Below are 18,096 nucleotides of genomic sequence, written 5' to 3' on the forward strand. Positions count from 1 at the left end.
CTCGATCACCAGGTGTACGGGATCGAGCACACCGAGTACAGCCGATCAACACGTGACGGCAATCAATGTGAAACGGGCGCGTCACCGCCGCCCCCGCGCGGCGGTGCGCTCCGGGACGCGGGGCCGCACGGGTGGTGCGAGCATCGGCACGGGGGTTCCAGGGCGGAACGGCACGGCCACCTCCGGGGGCCGAGGAGAGAGTGACGATGACCGAGGCACAAGGTTTTGAACCGCACGGCGAGACGCACGACCGGTACGCGCCCGGTACGCCCTGCTGGGTCAGCCTGATGGTGCACGGACTGACGGCGACCCAGGAGTTCTACGGCGAGCTGTTCGGCTGGGAGTTCCTTCCCGGGCCGCGTCAACTGGGCGCCTACGCGCGCGCCTTGCTCGACGGCCACGACGTCGCGGGCATCGGGCAGCTCCCGGCGGACCGTCATCTCCCGGTCGCCTGGACGCCCTACCTCGCCTCCGACGACGTCGACCGGGACGCCGAGCGCGTGCGCCTGTGCGGCGGCACCGTCGGGGTCGGCCCCCTCGACGCGGGCGACGCCGGCCGCCTCGCCATCTGCTCCGACCCCGCCGGTGCCGTCTTCGGCCTCTGGCAGGCGTCCGCGCACCTCGGCACCACCGTCGCGGGCGCGCACGGAACGCCCGCCTGGAACGAACTCCTCACGTTCGACACGGAGACCGTGACCAAGTTCTACGAAACGCTCTTCGGCTACGACACCACCCCTGCCGCCGACGCACCCTCCGCCCCCGACGCGGACGCCGACATCGACGCCGTCACCCTCCGCCTCGACACCCACCCCGTCGCCGCCCTCCGCGGCCTCGGCCCCGCCCTCCCACGCCACCGCGGTCCCCACTGGCTGACCTACTTCCAGGTCACCGACACGGACACGGCCCTGGCCCGTGTGACGTCCCTGGGCGGCCACACCCTCACCGACCCCGCCGACACCCCCCTGGGCCGCGTAGCAACAGCCTCCGACCCCGAGGGCGCCCCCTTCGCCCTCCTCCAACGCGCCTCCTGACAACTCGGCTCGCCGACCTCGCGGTCCGGGCGGACGATGGTGACATCTGCCGCTCCGCTACACCGGGAGGAGCGATGCGACGTCGTACCGCGCCCTTGCTGATCTGTCTGCCGGCGGTGTTCACGCTGGCTCTGGCGCCTGTGTCGTCCGACGGGAGGGTCGGGGACACGCTGAGCCTCACGGGTAACTCGGACGGGGAGAAGCTTGACGTGACGGTGGTCAAAGTGGTGGACCCCGCGCGCGCGAAGGGCTCCTTCTCCTCGCCGGACCCCGGCAACCACCTCGTTGCCGTCCAGTTCCGTCTGAAGAACACCGGCACCGCCGTCTACAACGACTCGCCCTCGAACGGCGTGAACGTGATCGACCAGGACGGCCAGCGTTTCGACACGGCCTTCTTCTCCGGCACCACGGCCGGCGCCGAGTTCCCCGGAAGCATCACCGTCCTGCCCGGAAGGAGCGCCCTCGGCTACCTCACCTTCGAAGTGCCGGACACCTCGCGTGTGGTGACCGTCCAGTTCTCGATGAACAGCGGCTACTCCGACGACATCGGCGAGTGGACGACGTCCGCTACACCGCCTGAACCGGCAGCACATCAGGCGACAGCGCCGCGGCCTTGGCCGACGCCGCTGTCATCCTCCGCCGATGATGCCGCCGGCACAGCACCTCGTACCCGATCGTGTCCGCCTGGTTGACGTCGCCGACGACGACCTGGGCGCCTTCGACGACCATGACGCCGCCGACGGTGCGGGCGTTGTGGGTGGCGCGGGCGCCGCACCAGCACAGGGCCTCGACCTGAAGGACCTCGACGCGGTCGGCGAGTTCGACGAGGCGCTGGGAGCCGGGGAAGAGCTTGGAGCGGAAGTCGGTGGTGATGCCGAACGCGTAGACGTCGAGCCCGAGATCGTCGACCACGCGCGCGAGCTGGTCGATCTGCTCCTCCGCGAGGAACTGCGCCTCGTCGGCGATGACGTAGTCCGCGCGCCCGCCGTGGGAGAGGTGGTCGACGAGGTAGGCGTACAGATCCTGCCCGTCCTCGATCTCCACGGCGTCGGTGACGAGACCGAGGCGGGAGGAGAGCTTGCCCCGGCCCGCGCGGTCGTCACGGCTGAAGATCATCCCTTTGAGCCCGCGAGCCGATCGGTTGTGCTCTATCTGGAGCGCCAGGGTCGACTTCCCGCAGTCCATGGTTCCGGAGAAGAACACCAACTCGGACATGGCGAGGTGAGCACCTTTCGGCGAGACGGCCCCACAGGGGCAGAGAAACGGTCGGAATCGGTCAGGAGCGTACTTCGAGCAGAGGCACGAACTGCTCAGCCGGGGTCATCGAGCCGTGGTTGCCGACCATCGCGGACTCCTTGGGTTCCCGCTCGGAGGCGATGATCAGGACGTCGTCCCGCGCGGCGGCGATCACGTCGCCGAGCCGGTCGTACACCCGCTCGTCGACGTGCGGACCGAACCACCCGGCGGCGATGGCCTCGTCCCGGGAGGCGACCCAGAACTGTTCGCCCAGGACCTCGCGCCAGCAGGCCAGGACGTCACCGGCGGCACCCGGCACGGCGTACACGTGCCGCGCGCGCCCCTCGCCCCCGAGGAGGGCGACCCCGGCGCGCAGCTCCCAGTCCTCGTCGAAGTCGATGCGGTGCTGTTCGTCGAAGGGGATGTCGACCATGCCGTGGTCGGCGGTGACGTACAGCGCGCTGCGCGGCGGAAGCTGCTGCGCGAGCCGCTGGACGAGCCGGTCGACGTACATGAGCTGGCCGCGCCAGGTGTCGGAGGCGATGCCGTAGCGGTGCCCGGCGCCGTCGAGTTCGGCGTAGTACGTGTAGACGAGGGCCCGGTCCCCGGCGGCGAGCTGCGCCGCGGCGAGGTCCATGCGCTCCTCGCCGGTGAGCCGCCCGTGAAACGTTCCGCCGCTGAGCGCGATCTTGGTCAGCGGGGTGTTCTGGAAGGCGGGCGAGGAGACCTGCGCGGTGTGGACGCCGGCGGCGTCGGCGAGCTGGAAGACCGTCGGGTAGGGCTGCCAGACCTGCGGGGAGGTCCAGGGCTGCCAGCGGAGCTGGTTCATCAGCGCGCCGGTCGCGGGGTCGCGCACGGTGTAGCCGGGCAGTCCGTGGGCGCCCGGCGGGAGGCCGGTGCCGACGGAGGCCAAGGACGTCGCCGTGGTGGCCGGGAAGCCTGCCGTGAGATGGCCCGTGGAGGCCGTCAGGAGGCCGTACAGGTACGGAGCCTCGTCCGGGTGGGCCCTGACCTGTTCCAGGCCGAGACCGTCGACGAGGAAGACGCACACGCGGTCGGCGGGGACAAGGCCGTCGATCGTGGCGGTGAGTCCGGGTACGCCGAGCCCGGCGGCCACGGTGGGGAGCAGGTCGGCGAGGGAGCCGGTGCCGTAGCGCGGGACGGGCGCGGAGTCGACGCGGAGGGGTTCGGGGTGGTCCCAGGGGGCGAGCTGGGACATCAGAGGGCCGCGGTCGCCTCGGAGAGCGACTGCGCGAAGGCGAGCGCCTGACGCACCGTCTCCGGGCCGTCGCCCGCCTCGCTGACGCGCAGACTCAGGTCGTCCGCCGTCGAGTTGCCCGTGTAGCCGTGGTCGGCGTCGCAGTTGGGGTCGCCGCAGGCGGCGGGCTCCAGGTCGATGCGGGAGACGGCTCCCCAGCCGATCGTGAGCATCACCTCGCGCGGGAGCGTGCCGGGCGCGTACGACTCCGGGTTGGCGACGACGCGGCTGACGACGACGGAGGAGATCCGGCCGAGCTTCACGGACTCCGTGGAGGTGGTCGCGTACGGCGTCGGCGACGTCGTGTCGGCGGCCTGTTCGTCGGTGTGGCTGACGATGAAGCGGTTGCCGGTGAGCACGAGGACGGTCACGTGCCTGCGGACCTCGTTCTGGTCGAACGTGGTCTCCTGATGGACCAGGTACGACCGGATCGGCTCGCCGCCCACGGCGGCCTCCACCGCCTCGGCCACGAGGGCCGGGTAGTAGCCGCTGCGCTCGATCGCCGCGCGAAGCCCCTGGGTCGTCGTACTGGTCTTGGCCATGCCCTCCATCCTACGGGGGCCCACTGACTGCGAGGGACCCCGCACAGGGCGGCACGGGCTCTCAGTATGCGGGCAGGGTGCGCGGGCCGAGGTCGTCGCGGGCGGGCGGCGGGGCGAGGCGCACGGAGGCGCCGAGGACGCTCACGCCGTGCGGGGCGACGACGACGGGCTCCAGGGTGACGGCGACGACCTCGGGGTGGTCGTCGACCAGGCGGGAGACACGCAGGAGGAGTTCTTCCAGGGCCGGGGTGTCGACGGGGGTGGAGCCGCGCCAGCCGAACAGCAGGGGCGCCGTGCGGATCGAGCGCACCAGGGACGTCGCGTCCCGGTCGGTGACCGGCACCAGGCGGTGTGCCATGTCGCCGAGCAACTGCGAGGCGGCGCCCGCGAGTCCGAAGGACAGCACCGCTCCGGCGGCCGGGTCGATCACCGCGCGCACGACGGTGTCGACCCCGCGCGGGGCCATCGCCTGGACGACGGGCCGCAGTTCCTGGGGCGCCCCGAACAGCTCGGTCAGCTCACCGTACGAGCGCCGCAGCTGCTCCTCGTCCGTGAGGTCGAGGCGGACGCCGCCGAGGTCGGCGCGGTGGCGCAGGTGCGGGGCGGTCGCCTTCAGGGCGACGGGGTAGCCCAGGGCGCGCGCGGCCGCAACGGCGTCCTCGGGGGTGGGCGCGGGGAGGGCCCGGCGGACGTCGACGCCGTAGCGGCCCAGGAGTTCGCAGGTCTCCTCGGCGCCGAGGGTGAGGCCCTGCCCGCGCGCGAGGAGGCCGCCGATCAGCCGTGCGGCGCCCTTCTCGTCGATGTCGTCGTACTCGGGCACTTTGCCGGGGTCGGCCGCCTCCCGGCGCCACTGCGCGTACTTGACGGCCTCCGCGAGGGCCCGCACGGCGCGTTCGGCGGCCGGGTAGGCGGGGATGAGGCGGGGGCCCTGCGGGGGCGTGAGGGGGGCTTGTGGGGCTTTGCCGGGGGACGGAGCGGGCTGCGGGGCCGAGGCGGCCGCCGGGGGCTTCGCGGGGGTGTGCGGCGGCACCTGGGGCGCAAGGGCCTCGGAGGCCGGGGCTTGGGCGGGTGCCGGGCGGGCCCCCGAGATCGACTGCGGTTGCGGCTCGTCCCTGGGGCTCGTGCCCGATGTGCCGCTCGGCTGCGCCTCTCCAGCCGTTCCGGATCGCGACGACGGCGACAGACGCGCGCGTACCGCGTCCATCGCGCTCGCGCTGAAGCCCGCGCCCGCGACCACCGTGTGCCCCACCACCCCGGCACCCTCCGGCCCCGCGCCAGTCCCCGCCCCCTGCGGTGCCGTGCTCATGGCCGCCGACAACGCCGCCGCCAGTCCCCCGAGTTCCACATGGACGACGAGGACCGGCTTGGCGGGCACCTCGGCGGCGGCTGACCGCAGGGCCTCGGCGAGTTCGGCGTCGTCCGCGGACGCCTCGCCGATGGCCGGTATGGCGGTGACGACGACGGCGTCGCAGGTCTCGTCGGCGAGCGCGCGCGTGAGGGCGTCGCGGAAGTCCTGCGCGGAGGCGCCGGTCGTGAGGTCGAGGGGCCGCAGCGGGCGCAGGCCCTCGGAGAGGCAGGCGTCGTAGGTGAGCAGCCCCAGGGACTCGGAGTTGCCGAGGATCGCCACACGCGGGCCCGCGGGGAGGGGCTGGCGGGCGAGCAGGAGGCCCGTGTCGACGAGTTCGGTGATGGTGGCGACGCGGATCACGCCGGCCTGGCGCAGGAGCGCGGAGACGGTGGCGTGGGGCAGCCGCGTCGCGCGGACCGCGTGCCCCTGGGGTGCCGATCCGGCGCCCTGGACGACGACGAGGGGCTTGGCCGCGGCCGTGCGCCGGGCGAGGCGGGTGAACTTGCGGGGGTTTCCTATGGACTCCAGGTACATGAGGACGACGTCGGTGTCCGGGTCGTCGTACCAGTACTGGAGGACGTCGTTGCCGGAGACGTCCGCGCGGTTGCCGGAGGAGACGAACGTCGACACCCCGGTGACGCCGGTGACGCCGCCGCCCCGGCGGTGCAGCCGGGAGAGCAGGGCGACGCCGATCGCGCCGGACTGGGCGAACAGCCCGATGCGGCCGGGGCGGGGCACCTCGGGCGCGAGGGAGGCGTTGAGCCGTACGCCGGGCGCGGTGTTGATGATCCCGAAGGCGTTGGGGCCGATGATGCGCATCCCGTACGCGCGTGCGAGGCGGACGAGTTCGCGCTGGCGCTCGCGCCCGTCGGGGCCGCTCTCGGCGTACCCGGCGGAGACGACGACCAGCCCCTGGACGCCGTGTTCCCCGCACTCGGCGACGACCCCGGGCACGGCGTCGGCGGGGACGGCGACGACCGCGAGGTCGACGGGGCCCGCGATGTCGCGCACGAAGCGGTGGGCCGGGACGCCGTCGAGCTCCTTGACGCCGTCCGGGAGCGCCTTGTTGACGGCGTGCAGGGTGCCCGTGAAGCCTGCCGCGCGGAGGTTGGCGAGGACCGCGCGGCCGACGCCTCCGGGGGCGCGTCCGGCGCCGACGACGGCGACGGATCCGGGGGCGAGCAGCCGGCGTACGGAGTGGGCCTCGGCGCGCTGTTCGCGGGCGCGCTGGACGGCGAGGGAGCGTTCGGTGGGTTCGAGGCCGAACTCCAGGCGGACGACGCCGTCCTCGAAGCTGCGTTTCTGGGTGTAGCCGGCGTCGGTGAAGACCTTGATCATCCGGGAGTTGGCAGGCAGGACCTCGGCGGCGAAGCGGCGGATCCCCCGCTCGCGCGCGACGGCGGCGATGTGTTCCAGGAGGGCGGAGGCGACGCCGCGGCCCTGGTGGGCGTCCTGGACGAGGAAGGCGACCTCCGCCTCGTCGGCGGGGCCGGTGGCGGGCAGGCCGTCGGGGCCGATGCGGTCATAGCGTACGGTGGCGATGAACTCGCCTCCGACGGTGGCGGCGAGTCCCACCCGGTCCACGAAGTCGTGGTGCGTGAAGCGGTGGACGTCCTTCGCGGACAGGCGCGGGTAGGGCGCGAAGAAGCGGTAGTACTTCGACTCGTCCGACACCTGCTCGTAGAAGCTGACCAGGCGCTCGGCGTCGTCGGCGGTGATGGGCCGCACGCGCGCGGTACCGCCGTCGCGCAGCACCACGTCGGCTTCCCAGTGGGCGGGGTACTCGTGCCGCTCCTGCGCGCTCTGCATGGGGCCCAGGGTACGGCTCGCGTCCGACAACGGCGCGAGGCAGTCTGGGGGACGGAAGACGGCACGAGCCGGACCGAGGCCGCGGTCCGGACAAGCCGCCTCGGAGGGGCCGTCGCGCCTGCTCCGGGGACGCTTCACGTGTGGAAAAATGGTCTAGACAACCCTGAACACCGAAGGGCAGCATCACATGGCTGAGCGCCGCGTCACCATCGGCTGGGCGGAGGGCCTTCACGCCCGCCCCGCCTCCCTCTTCGTCCGAGCCGCCACGGCCACAGGCGTCCCGGTCACAATCGCCAAGGCGGGCGGCAGCCCCGTCAACGCGGCGTCCATGCTGGCCGTCCTCGGCCTCGGCGCCCAGGGCGGCGAGGAGGTCGTGCTGACCGCCGACGCCGAGGGCGCCGACGCGGCCCTCGACCGGCTGGCCAAGCTGGTCTCCGAAGGTCTCGACGAGCTTCCCGAGACCGTCTGAACCGGCGCTCCACGCGCGCGTGAGCCGCGCCGCCCCACCGGGCGGCGCGGCTCCGCCGTTTTCCGGGAACCCGGGAATGAATTGCCCCGCGCAGGATTAGGGCCGCGTGAACACATGCGGAGGGCGTACGCCGGGGAATTCACGGCGCACCCGGGAAAAGGGCAGCGGAAATACACCTCCGCCGAATATCTCTTCTTTGTATACGGCGCCCGTGTTAATGCCGCAGGCCGGACATGTTTACGGCGTGTTGCGAAGTCCTCACACGGTCGGCGCCGGCGAAGCGCAGCCGGTGCGCGGCCGTGGAGCGCTCGGTGTGCAGCGCGGTGACCGCCCGCGCGCGCTCGGCGTCCCCGCGCGCGACGGCGTCCACGATCGCTCCGTGCTCGGTCCAGGAGTCGACAGGGCTGGCCGGCGGCTCCACGGCGTACATCCAGGCGATCTTGTGGCGCAGCTGGGTCAACGTCGAGGTCAGGGCATGGCTTCCGCACGCCTGGGCCAGCGTCTCGTGGAACCAGCCGCCCAGGGAACGTAGATCCTCGCTGTTGCCCCTCCTGGCGCGCTCCTGGCCCAGCCTGACGAGTCCGCGCAGCACCTTCAGGTGGGCCTCCGTGCGCCGCTGCGCGGCACGGGCGGCGCCCAGCGGCTCCAGCAGCAGGCGCATCTCCAGCAGGTCGGCGGCCTCCTGCTCGGTCGGCTCGGCCACGCACGCGCCCGCGTGGCGCCGTGTCACGACGAACCCCTCGGCCTCCAGCGTGCGCAGCGCCTCACGGACCGGGACGCGGCTGACGCCATACCGGCGCGCGAGAAGTTCCTCGGTGAGGCGGCTGCCACGCTCGTAGACACCCGCGACGATGTCGTCCCGGATGGCCGTGCACACCGAGTGCGCCGGAATACGCATGACCGACCTCCGCCTTAATCCCCGTGAAACGCCGCCGAACGCGCCGATCGACGTGTGTTCCGTGACTCTATTGCAATGAGCGGGAATTTCCGATGGCGAGCCGGAATCCAGGGATATTTTTTGGACAGGAGAGCGTGCGAAACGCCGAAAGCCCCGGCTGGAGGAGCCGGGGCTGGACGATCTCGCGCAGAGGTCAGACGTCGACGCCGTGCGCGCGCAGATAGGCGACCGGGTCGATGTCGGAGCCGTACTCCGCCGTCGTGCGCGCCTCGAAGTGCAGGTGCGGGCCCGTCACGTTGCCGGTCGCGCCCGAGTAGCCGATCAGTTCGCCGGGGGTGACCGTCTGGCCCACCGCCACGGAGATCGCCGACAGGTGGCCGTACTGGGTGTACGTCCCGTCGTGCATCCGGACGACGACCTGGTTGCCGTAGGCGCCGCCCCAGCCCGCCTCGACGACGGTGCCGAGGCCCACGGCGTGCACCGGGGTGCCGGTGGCGGCGTGGAAGTCGATGCCCGTGTGGCTGCCGGAGGACCACAGGGAGCCGCCGCTGCGGTAGCCGGTGGAGACGTAGGAGCCGGTGATCGGCGCGACGAACGCGTTGAGCCGGGCCCGTTCCGCCTCGCGCGCGGCGCGTGCCTCGGCCGCGCGAGCCGCCCTCGCGTCCTCGGCTGCCTGGGCGCGCAGAGCCTGCGCCTGCGCGCGTACGGCCGCCTGCTGGACGGCGTGCTGCTGCGCGTCCGCGCGGTCGGCGGCCTGCTCGGTGACGTCGAGGCGCATGGTGACCGTGTCGTCCGCGAGCGTCATGGCGTTCGCGGCCGTCGGTTCGGGGGGAGAGCCGGCCGCCAGTGCCGACGTCGTCAGCGCCGCTATGCCGGCCGCGCGGGCCGTCGTGCGCTGGATCCGGGTCGCCTTGCGGCGCTTCCCGGTGGCGCAGGTGAACGCCATGAGGTCGAGTTCGTCCTTTCCTTCCCTCTCGCCTACCGGGTTAGCTGACGGGTTCGGAGCAGGAAGGTCTCCTACGGGCGCACGCGCCCGATTCACCCCAGGGACTGTGGGTCCCCGGCTCCCCTGGCTCGCGCCGTGCGGGGACTCGGCGATCGCTGTCCGGTGCCGCGGTGTGCGGCGCACTGCCCGACGAACAGCCCGGACGACGCTAGAGGGGCACACCGCCGATTCCCAAACGCACAGCGGTTTTTGTAGCGCAGACCACAGGGCAGAGGTGCACCCTCCGGGCGAAAACGGTCATCCCCGAGGAACGTTTCCGGGCAGGGTGTCGATGTGCGAACAGGCGAACGAGGCAGGGCGGGGGGAAGGTTCGGCGCACGCGCGCGGGCCGGTACGACGGAGCCGCCGCCCGGAGATGTCTCCGGACGGCGGCCCAGGGCGCGCACGGCAGTGGTCCCACACGCGCGTGCCCGAACGGTCGCACCCGCGCGTACGCCGGCCGGCTACTCCGCCGTCACCACCTGCACCGGCCCGATCCCCAGGGCCTCGACCGGCTCGCGGATCTCCTTCGCGTCGCCGACCAGGACGGTCACCAGGCGGTCGACCGGGAAGGCGTTGACGACGGCGGCGGTGGCCTCGACGGTCCCGGTGGCGGCGAGCCTGCGGTACAGGGTCGCCTGGAAGTCGTCGGGCAGGTGCTGCTCGACCTGGTCGGCGAGGGTCCCGGCGACGGCCGCGGCGGTCTCGTACTTGAGCGGCGCCACCCCGACGAGGTTCTGGACGGCGAAGTCGCGCTCGGCGTCCGTCAGGCCCTCGGCGGCGAGCGTGCGCAGGACGGTCCACAGGTCCGCGAGGGCGGGCCCGGTGTTGGGCGTGTCCACGGAGCCGCTGATGGCGAGCATGGACGCGCCGGTGCCGTCGGGGGCGGAGCGCAGGACCTGGCCGAAGGCGCGCACGCCGTAGGTGTAGCCCTTCTCCTCGCGCAGGACGGCGTCCAGACGGGACGTCAGGGTGCCGCCGAGGCAGTACGTGCCGAGCACCTGGGCGGCCCACACGCGGTCGTGCCGGTCGGCGCCCACGCGCCCGATCAGCAGCTGCGTCTGGACGGCGCCGGGCCGGTCGACGATGACGACGCGCCCGGTGTCGTCGGCGGTGATCGGCGGGACGGGCCGGGGCTGCGCCGGGGTACCCGTCCAGGCGCCCAGGGTCTCGCCGAGCAGCGCGTCGAGGTCGACGCCGTCCAGGTCGCCGACGACGACCGCGGTGGCCGTGGCGGGGCGCACGTGCCGGTCGTAGAAGGCGCGGACGGCGGCGGCGTCGATCTTCTCGACGGTGTCCTCGGTGCCCTGGCGCGGGCGCGACATGCGCGCGGTCGCCGGGAACAGCGCCTTGGAGAGCTCCTTGGCGGCCCGCCGGGACGGGTTGGCGAGTTCGTGGGGGATCTCGTCGAGGCGGTTGCGCACCAGCCGTTCGACCTCGCCCTCGGCGAACGCGGGCGCGCGCAGGGCGTCGGCGAGCAGCCCGAGCCCCTTGGCGAGCCGGGAGGCCGGGACCTCCAGGCTGAGGCGGACGCCGGGGTGGTCGGCGTGCGCGTCGAGCGTGGCGCCCGCGCGCTCCAGCTCGGCCGCGTACTCCTCGGCGGAGTGCCGGTCGGTGCCCTCGGAGAAGGCCCGCGCCATGATCGTGGCGACACCGTCCAGGCCGGTCGGCTCGGCCTCCAGGGGCGCGTCGAGCAGGATCTCGACGGCGACGACCTGCTGGCCGGGGCGGTGGCAGCGCAGGACGGTCAGACCGTTGGCGAGGGCGGCGCGCTCGGGCGCGGGGAACGCCCACGGCTTGGCCTCGCCCGCCTGGGGCTGCGGGTGGAAGTCCATCGTGGCGAGCTCGGTCACTTGCCCGTCTCCTCGTTGTCGTCGGCAGCCTCTACGGTCGCTTCGCGCGCGGGGTCCCCGGGGACGTCGGCGTCCTCGGCGTCGTCCGGGTGCTTGGGCTCGTAGACGAGCACCGCGCGGTTGTCGGGCCGCAGGCGGGCCTTGGCGACCTCCTGGACCTCCTCCGGGGTGATCTCCAGCACACGCTGGACGGCCGTGAGGGCGAGCTGCGCGTCGCCGAACAGGACGGCGAAGCGGCACAGTTCGTCCGCGCGGCCCGCGACCGTGCCGAGCCGGTCCAGCCACTCGCGCTCCAGCTGCGCCTGCGCGCGCTCCATCTCCTCGGCGGTGGGTCCCTCGGCGGCGAACCGGGCCAGCTCCTCGTCGATGGCGGCCTCGATGACGGGCACCTCGACGTCCCCGGACGTCTTGACGTCCAGCCAGCCCAGGGAGGGCGCGCCGGCCAGCCGCAGCAGGCCGAACCCGGCGGCGACGGCCGTCCGGTCGCGCCGTACGAGGCGGTTGTAGAGGCGGGAGGACTCGCCGCCGCCCAGGACGGTGAGCGCCAGGTCGGCCGCGTCCCCCGCGCGCGTGCCGTCCTCGGGGAGCCGGTAGGCGGCCATCAGGGCGCGCGCCGGGACCTCCTCGACGACGACCTCGCGCAGTTCCTCACCGATGACGTCCGGCAGGGAGCCGTCGCGCGGTTCGGGCTTGCCGTCGTGCGCGGGGATGGAGCCGAAGTACTTCTCGACCCAGGCGAGCGTCTGCTGCGGGTCGATGTCGCCGACGACCGACAGGACGGCGTTGTTCGGCGCGTAGTACGTGCGGAAGAACGCGCGCGCGTCCTCCAGGGTCGCCGCGTCCAGGTCGGCCATCGAGCCGATGGGCGTGTGGTGGTAGGGGTGGCCGTCCGGGTAGACGAGGGCGGTCAGCTTCTCGAACGCGGTCCCGTAGGGGACGTTGTCGTAGCGCTGGCGGCGCTCGTTCTTGACGACGTCGCGCTGGTTCTCCATGGACTCGTCGTCCAGGGCGGCCAGCAGGGAGCCCATCCGGTCGGCCTCCAGCCAGAGGGCGAGCTCCAGCTGGTGCGCGGGCATGGTCTCGAAGTAGTTGGTGCGCTCGAAGCTGGTGGTGCCGTTGAGGGAGCCGCCGGCGCCCTGGACCAGTTCGAAGTGGCCGTTGCCCTTGACCTGGGCGGAGCCCTGGAACATCAGGTGCTCGAAAAGGTGAGCCAGTCCGGTGCGCCCCTTGACCTCGTGGCGCGAGCCGACGTCGTACCAGAGGCACACCGCCGCGACGGGGGTCAGATGGTCCTCGGAGAGCACCACGCGCAGGCCGTTGGCCAGGCGGTGCTCGGTCGCTGTCAGGCCCCCGGAGCCTGCCTGGGCTGTGGCCGTGTGACCCATGGGCATGTACGTCCCTTCGATGGCGGACGCGGTCGTCGAACCGCGGACTTTCCTGCCGGTCCTGTCACTGTATGCAAGCGCGCGGACGGTCGGCGAAGTTCCCGGCGCGCGTACGCCGAGAGCGGATCGCGTAACCTGCGGGCGGCCGTGGGGGAACGGCCCGCGCTCGCCCGGCCGGGCCCGTGACACCGGGCCTTGGCCCGGGTTGTCAGTGCCACGGTCCACAATGGTCGACGTCAGACCCTTCACCACCGTACGTACGAGCAAGTCCGGCCCCTTCCCGGGGTCCGGGCTACCGGGGCAGGGGCAACCCGGCCCGCTCGGCACCGACTTGAGCGCCCCGCAGGTAAGCGACCAGAAAAGAGGAGCCGGCAGCGATGGCCCGCCGCAGCACGAAGACCCCACCGCCCGACGACTCGTTCGAGGAGCGGATCCTCGACATCGACGTCGTCGACGAGATGCAGGGCTCCTTCCTCGAGTACGCCTACTCGGTCATCTACTCCCGCGCCCTGCCCGACGCCCGCGACGGCCTGAAGCCGGTCCACCGCCGCATCGTCTACCAGATGAACGAGATGGGCCTGCGCCCCGACCGGGGCTACGTCAAGTGCGCCCGTGTGGTGGGCGAGGTCATGGGCAAGCTGCACCCGCACGGCGACGCGTCGATCTACGACGCGCTCGTGCGTATGGCGCAGCCGTTCTCCATGCGCGTGCCCCTCGTCGACGGGCACGGCAACTTCGGCTCCCTGGGCAACGACGACCCGCCCGCCGCCATGCGGTACACGGAGTGCCGGCAGGCCGAGGCGACGAGCCTGATGACGGAGTCGATCGACGAGGACACGGTCGACTTCGCGCCCAACTACGACGGCCAGGAGCAGGAGCCGGTGGCGCTGCCCGCCGCCTTCCCGAACCTCCTGGTGAACGGCTCCTCCGGGATCGCCGTCGGCATGGCGACGAACATGCCGCCGCACAACCTGGGCGAGGTCGTGGCCGCCGCCCGCCACCTGATCCGCTACCCGAACGCGGACCTGGACGCCCTGATGAAGTTCGTCCCGGGCCCCGACCTGCCCACGGGCGGGCGGATCGTCGGCCTGGGCGGCATCCGGGACGCGTACGACACGGGCCGGGGCACGTTCAAGATCCGGGCGACGGTCTCGGTCGAGACGGTGACGGCCCGCCGCAAGGGCCTGGTCATCACCGAACTGCCCTTCACCGTCGGCCCCGAGAAGGTCATCGCCAAGATCAAGGACCTGGTCGGCTCGAAGAAGATCCAGGGCATCGCCGACGTCAAGGACCTCACCGACCGCGCGCACGGGCTGCGCCTGGTCATCGAGATCAAGAACGGCTTCGTCCCGGAGGCCGTCCTGGAGCAGCTCTACAAGCTCACCCCGATGGAAGAGTCCTTCGGCATCAACAACGTGGCCCTGGTGGACGGCCAGCCGCTCACGCTGGGCCTCAAGGAACTGCTCGAGGTCTACCTGGACCACCGGTTCACCGTCGTGCGCCGCCGCAGCGAGTTCCGGCGCGGCAAGCGGCGCGACCGGCTGCACCTGGTGGAGGGCCTGCTCACCGCGCTCGTCGACATCGACGAGGTCATCCGGCTGATCCGGTCCAGCGACAACAGCGCGCAGGCGAAGGAGCGCCTGATGGAGCGCTTCTCGCTGTCGGAGATCCAGACGCAGTACATCCTGGACACCCCGCTGCGCCGGCTCACCCGGTTCGACCGGATCGAGCTGGAGTCGGAGAAGGAGCGGCTGACCGCGGAGATCGCCGAGCTGACCCGGATCCTGGAGTCGGACGCGGAGCTGCGCAAGCTGGTCTCGGCCGAACTGGCCGCGGTCGCCAAGAAGTTCGGCACCGAGCGGCGTACGGTCCTGCTGGAGGCGTCGGGCGCCACCGCGTCCGCCGTGCCGCTGCAGGTGGCGGACGACCCGTGCCGGGTACTGCTGTCGTCGACGGGGCTGCTGGCCCGTACGGCGAACGGCGAGCCGTTCGCGGCGGAGGAGGGCGCCACGCGTGCGAAGCACGACGTGATCGTCTCCGCGGTGCCCGCGACGGCGCGCGGCGAGATCGGCGCCGTGACCTCCGAGGGCCGGCTGCTGCGGATCAACGTCGTCGACCTGCCCCAGCTGCCGGACACGGCGGCCGCGCCCAACCTGTCGGGCGGCGCCCCGGTGGCGGAGTTCGTGTCGCTGGCGGAGGGCGAGACGCTGGTCTGTCTGATGACGCTGGACGAGTCGTCGCCGGGCCTCGCGCTCGGCACGGAACAGGGCGTCGTCAAGCGCGTGGTGCCGGACTACCCCTCCAACAAGGAGGAGCTGGAGGTCATCACCCTCAAGGACGGCGACCGGATCGTCGGCGCGGTCGAACTGCGCACGGGCGAGGAAGACCTCGTCTTCATCACGGACGACGCCCAGCTGCTGCGCTACCAGGCGTCCCAGGTGCGCCCCCAGGGTCGTCCCGCGGGCGGTATGGCGGGCATCAAGCTCACGGACGGCGCGAAGGTCATCTCGTTCACCGCGGTCGACCCCGCGGCGGACGCGATGGTGTTCACCGTCGCGGGCTCGCGCGGCACGCTGGACGACTCGGTGCAGACGACGGCCAAGCTGACCCCGTTCGACCAGTACCCGCGCAAGGGGCGCGCGACGGGCGGCGTGCGCTGCCAGCGGTTCCTGAAGGGCGAGGACTGCCTGTCGGTCGCCTGGGCGGGTCCGGTGCCCGCGCGGGCCGCCCAGAAGAACGGGATGCCCGCCGAGCTGCCGGAGATCGACCCGCGCCGGGACGGTTCGGGTGTGTCGCTGCCGAAGACGGTGGCGGTGGTCGCGGGGCCGTTCTAGCCCGCGCCTAGCCCTCGTCCGGGAGGTCGTCGTCCCGGGGGTCCTCGACGAGAGGGTCCTCGCCGGGGGCCTCCTGCTCGGCCTCCGGGTCGCGCACGTACCTCAGGACGCCCCACATGCCGCGCTCGTCGGCCTGTGGGGCGTCCTGCACGCACGCGTGGAGCTCTTTGGCGAGCGCGTCCCGGTCGATCCCCGCGCCGATCAGGACAAGCTGCGTACGGCGCTCCTCGCCCTCGCTCCAGGGCTCCGGGACAAACCTGAGGAACCGTCCGACCGCGTGCACGGCGTACCGGTTGAGGGGGTCGTTCGGCCCGAGGTCGACGTACCCCTTGATCCGGTACAGCCCTTCGGAACGGCCGTCCAGGAACGTCATCAGCCGCCTCGGGTCCAGGGGCGCGGCCGAGGCGAAGGAGACGCTGTCGTACGCGGTGTGCAGGTGGTCCGCGTGGTCGTCGTCATGGCGGTGCAGGTCGTCGAAGGAGAGCTGCCCGACGCGCTCCTCGCTCGGCCGGCAGTCGAACAGGAACTCCGGGTCGATGCGGCCGTAGCGGGCGGGTACGACGGCCGCACTCCCGGCAAGGGAACGAACGAGCCCGAGCACACGTTCCCCGTCGTCCGCGCGGTCCAGCTTGTTGACGACGACGAGGTCGGCGAGGCCGATGTGCCGGTCGATCTCGGGGTGCCGCGCGCGTGTGGCGTCGAACTCGGCGGCGTCGACGACCTCGACGAGCCCGCCGTACTCGATCGCCGGGTGTTCGCTCGCGAGCACCATGCGGACGAGTTCACCGGGCTCGGCGAGGCCGCTGGCCTCGATGACGATGACGTCGACACCGACGGCCGGCGCGGCCAGGCGCTCCAGGTAGGAGTCCAGTTCGCTCGCGTCGACGGCGCAGCACAGGCAGCCGTTGCCGAGGGACACGGTCGAGTCGCCGAGGGCTCCGGCGACGGCCATGGCGTCGATCTCGATCGCCCCGAAGTCGTTGACGATCGCGCCGATACGGCTGCCTCCGCTGCGGTGCAGCAGGTGGTTGAGCAGCGTCGTCTTGCCGGAGCCGAGGAATCCGGCGAGGACGACGACGGGGATCTGCTTCGGGGTGCGGCCCTGCGCCACGTACGACCTCTTTCGCGCCTGCGCGTGCGCCGGTTCACGCTCCGGAGCACGGCCGAGGGATGACTGCGACCTCAGGATACGAGCCGGAAGAATCACCGCGAAGTGAACGATTGTTAGCTGCGTGTCCGGGGCAGACGTCAGGCAAGGCGCCGGGGTGTGCGACCCTCGCTTCCTTCCGTGCGCCTCCTCTCCGCCTCCCCGCCGATCAGAGCCGCTCGGCACTCTGGGAGACGGCAAGCGCCGCCCACCGCTCGCCGGTCCCCGTCACCACACCCGCACCCCGACGACCGGCGCACGGCCGCCTGGACCGGGGGTTGACATGGCCACACAGACTGCAGGGATCCGCGGGATCGTCTCGGCCGCGAAGCAGAGATTCTCGGTCACCCTCGACTCCCTGGGCATACCGGGCGCCGGCCATCGCAGGCGGGCCGCCCTCACCGAACAGCACAGGCTGTCCTTCGACCTGCTCTGCAAGGCCATGGACGATCCCGCCCTCGCCGCCGTCCTCGACACCTACGAGTCCGACGTGCCGCTCGACAAGCAGCGGCAGTTCCTCTTCGCCAACGCCCTGTACGTCAACAACCTGTACTTCTACCGGATCGGCGCGCTCACGCGCGCGGAGCTGTACGGGCACCTGCGCGTGATGTGCCGGAACAAGGTCTTCCGCGAGTACTGGGAGGCCACCCGGCACCACCGCAAGAGCCTGCCGGAGACCTCCGAGGAGTACATCCTCGGGCGGATGATGGACGACCTCATCCACGATCTCGACGACGCCGACACGGACGAGTGGTGGGTGGTGGGCGAACCTCCGGAGGAGTCCGCGTGAGGCGGCCGGAGGGGGGCGTCACGAGGCCCGGTGCCATCGCTCCGGGCCTCGGCGGGGAGGTGGCGCGTCAGGCGTCGGGGATGTCCTGCTTGGCGCGGACGAGCGTCTCGCGCGTGATGACGACGATCCGCTCGTAGTCGGCTCGTGCGGCGTCCGAGGGCAGCTCACGGTCGAGTTCCTCGGTCGCTTCGCGCCCGATCACGGCGAAGTCGCCGTTGCTGAGCTCGAAGATGTCGGGGCAGGTCTGCCCTGTGGTGCTGCCGCGCTCCCTGGGGGACGCCCCGACCCGTCGCACGATCTTCACGAAAACGTACCGCCTTCTTATGACTTGGAGGGATGGCTGTGCCCTCCGAAGTCAGCCGCGGTGGTGGTCGGTGGTGGTCGGAGTGCGCTCTCCGCGCGCAGGGGTGTTCGCCGGAGCGCCCTGAGCGGGCCAGCACAACATACCCACTCGCTTTGCCCGGCCGCGCACGCTACTCCGGAAAGCGCAGGGAAATTCACCGGACCTGCC

At 72.3% G+C, this 18,096-nt stretch carries 14 protein-coding genes, 1 pseudogene and 1 riboswitch; of the genes and pseudogenes, 5 read left to right on the forward strand and 10 right to left on the reverse strand.

Features of this window, described 5'->3' with window-relative positions:
• Positions 1 to 206: 206 nt before the first annotated feature.
• Positions 207 to 1,031, forward strand: coding sequence for a VOC family protein (locus IAG44_RS09955; protein ID WP_187746775.1), 825 nt, complete (start codon positions 207 to 209; stop codon positions 1,029 to 1,031).
• A gap of 74 nt (positions 1,032 to 1,105) precedes the next feature.
• Positions 1,106 to 1,558: pseudogene (locus tag IAG44_RS09960) on the forward strand (DUF4352 domain-containing protein); the annotation flags it as partial.
• Between the two features lie 40 nt (positions 1,559 to 1,598).
• Here IAG44_RS09960 and IAG44_RS09965 read toward each other — a convergent pair.
• From IAG44_RS09965 to IAG44_RS09980, 4 genes are all read right to left on the reverse strand, one after another.
• Complete coding sequence (locus IAG44_RS09965) at positions 1,599 to 2,246, reverse strand: thymidine kinase (protein ID WP_187746776.1); 648 nt, start codon at positions 2,244 to 2,246, stop codon at positions 1,599 to 1,601.
• A gap of 61 nt (positions 2,247 to 2,307) precedes the next feature.
• A complete protein-coding gene (locus IAG44_RS09970; protein ID WP_187746777.1) occupies positions 2,308 to 3,486 on the reverse strand; it encodes an alkaline phosphatase family protein in 1,179 nt (392 codons plus the stop codon).
• Positions 3,486 to 4,076, reverse strand: coding sequence for a DUF5998 family protein (locus IAG44_RS09975; RefSeq protein ID WP_187752602.1), 591 nt, complete (start codon positions 4,074 to 4,076; stop codon positions 3,486 to 3,488). Before IAG44_RS09975 ends, IAG44_RS09970 begins: the two co-directional genes overlap by 1 nt.
• Before the next feature lie 52 nt (positions 4,077 to 4,128).
• Positions 4,129 to 7,224, reverse strand: a complete 3,096-nt coding sequence (locus IAG44_RS09980; RefSeq protein WP_187746778.1) for a bifunctional acetate--CoA ligase family protein/GNAT family N-acetyltransferase — start codon at positions 7,222 to 7,224, stop codon at positions 4,129 to 4,131.
• A 187-nt stretch (positions 7,225 to 7,411) separates the two neighbouring features.
• On the opposite strand from IAG44_RS09980, the gene IAG44_RS09985 reads away from it, so the two are divergent.
• Complete coding sequence (locus IAG44_RS09985; protein ID WP_187746779.1) at positions 7,412 to 7,693, forward strand: HPr family phosphocarrier protein; 282 nt, start codon at positions 7,412 to 7,414, stop codon at positions 7,691 to 7,693.
• 214 nt (positions 7,694 to 7,907) lie between these two features.
• Here the strand turns inward: IAG44_RS09985 and IAG44_RS09990 are convergent, their stop codons facing one another.
• The 4 genes from IAG44_RS09990 to IAG44_RS10005 all read right to left on the reverse strand — a co-directional run bounded on the left by IAG44_RS09990 (position 7,908) and on the right by IAG44_RS10005 (position 12,820).
• The gene (locus IAG44_RS09990) at positions 7,908 to 8,591 is read right to left on the reverse strand and encodes a GntR family transcriptional regulator (protein ID WP_187746780.1); all 684 of its coding nucleotides are present in this window, start codon (positions 8,589 to 8,591) and stop codon (positions 7,908 to 7,910) included.
• 193 nt (positions 8,592 to 8,784) lie between these two features.
• A complete protein-coding gene (locus IAG44_RS09995; protein WP_187746781.1) occupies positions 8,785 to 9,537 on the reverse strand; it encodes a M23 family metallopeptidase in 753 nt (250 codons plus the stop codon).
• A 14-nt stretch (positions 9,538 to 9,551) separates the two neighbouring features.
• A riboswitch (cyclic di-AMP (ydaO/yuaA leader) is annotated at positions 9,552 to 9,698 on the reverse strand.
• Between the two features lie 342 nt (positions 9,699 to 10,040).
• Positions 10,041 to 11,429: a M16 family metallopeptidase gene (locus IAG44_RS10000; protein WP_187746782.1), complete on the reverse strand. Its 1,389-nt coding sequence runs from the start codon at positions 11,427 to 11,429 to the stop codon at positions 10,041 to 10,043.
• Positions 11,426 to 12,820, reverse strand: coding sequence for a M16 family metallopeptidase (locus IAG44_RS10005; protein WP_187746783.1), 1,395 nt, complete (start codon positions 12,818 to 12,820; stop codon positions 11,426 to 11,428). Before IAG44_RS10005 ends, IAG44_RS10000 begins: the two co-directional genes overlap by 4 nt.
• Before the next feature lie 371 nt (positions 12,821 to 13,191).
• Here IAG44_RS10005 and IAG44_RS10010 point away from each other — a divergent pair, with 371 nt between their 5' ends.
• Positions 13,192 to 15,648, forward strand: coding sequence for a DNA gyrase/topoisomerase IV subunit A (locus IAG44_RS10010; protein ID WP_187746784.1), 2,457 nt, complete (start codon positions 13,192 to 13,194; stop codon positions 15,646 to 15,648).
• Positions 15,649 to 15,655: 7 nt separating this feature from the next.
• Here the strand turns inward: IAG44_RS10010 and IAG44_RS10015 are convergent, their stop codons facing one another.
• Positions 15,656 to 16,759, reverse strand: coding sequence for a CobW family GTP-binding protein (locus IAG44_RS10015; RefSeq protein ID WP_187746785.1), 1,104 nt, complete (start codon positions 16,757 to 16,759; stop codon positions 15,656 to 15,658).
• Between the two features lie 319 nt (positions 16,760 to 17,078).
• Here IAG44_RS10015 and IAG44_RS10020 point away from each other — a divergent pair, with 319 nt between their 5' ends.
• On the forward strand, positions 17,079 to 17,585 hold the full coding sequence (locus IAG44_RS10020; protein ID WP_187746786.1) for a DUF6082 family protein: 507 nt from the start codon (positions 17,079 to 17,081) through the stop codon (positions 17,583 to 17,585).
• A 67-nt stretch (positions 17,586 to 17,652) separates the two neighbouring features.
• Here the strand turns inward: IAG44_RS10020 and IAG44_RS10025 are convergent, their stop codons facing one another.
• Entirely contained in the window at positions 17,653 to 17,889 is a 237-nt protein-coding gene (locus IAG44_RS10025; RefSeq protein WP_187746787.1) for a hypothetical protein, read from the reverse strand.
• Positions 17,890 to 18,096: the final 207 nt, after the last annotated feature.

The organism is Streptomyces roseirectus (assembly GCF_014489635.1).
Classification (GTDB): Bacteria; Actinomycetota; Actinomycetes; order Streptomycetales; family Streptomycetaceae; genus Streptomyces; species Streptomyces roseirectus.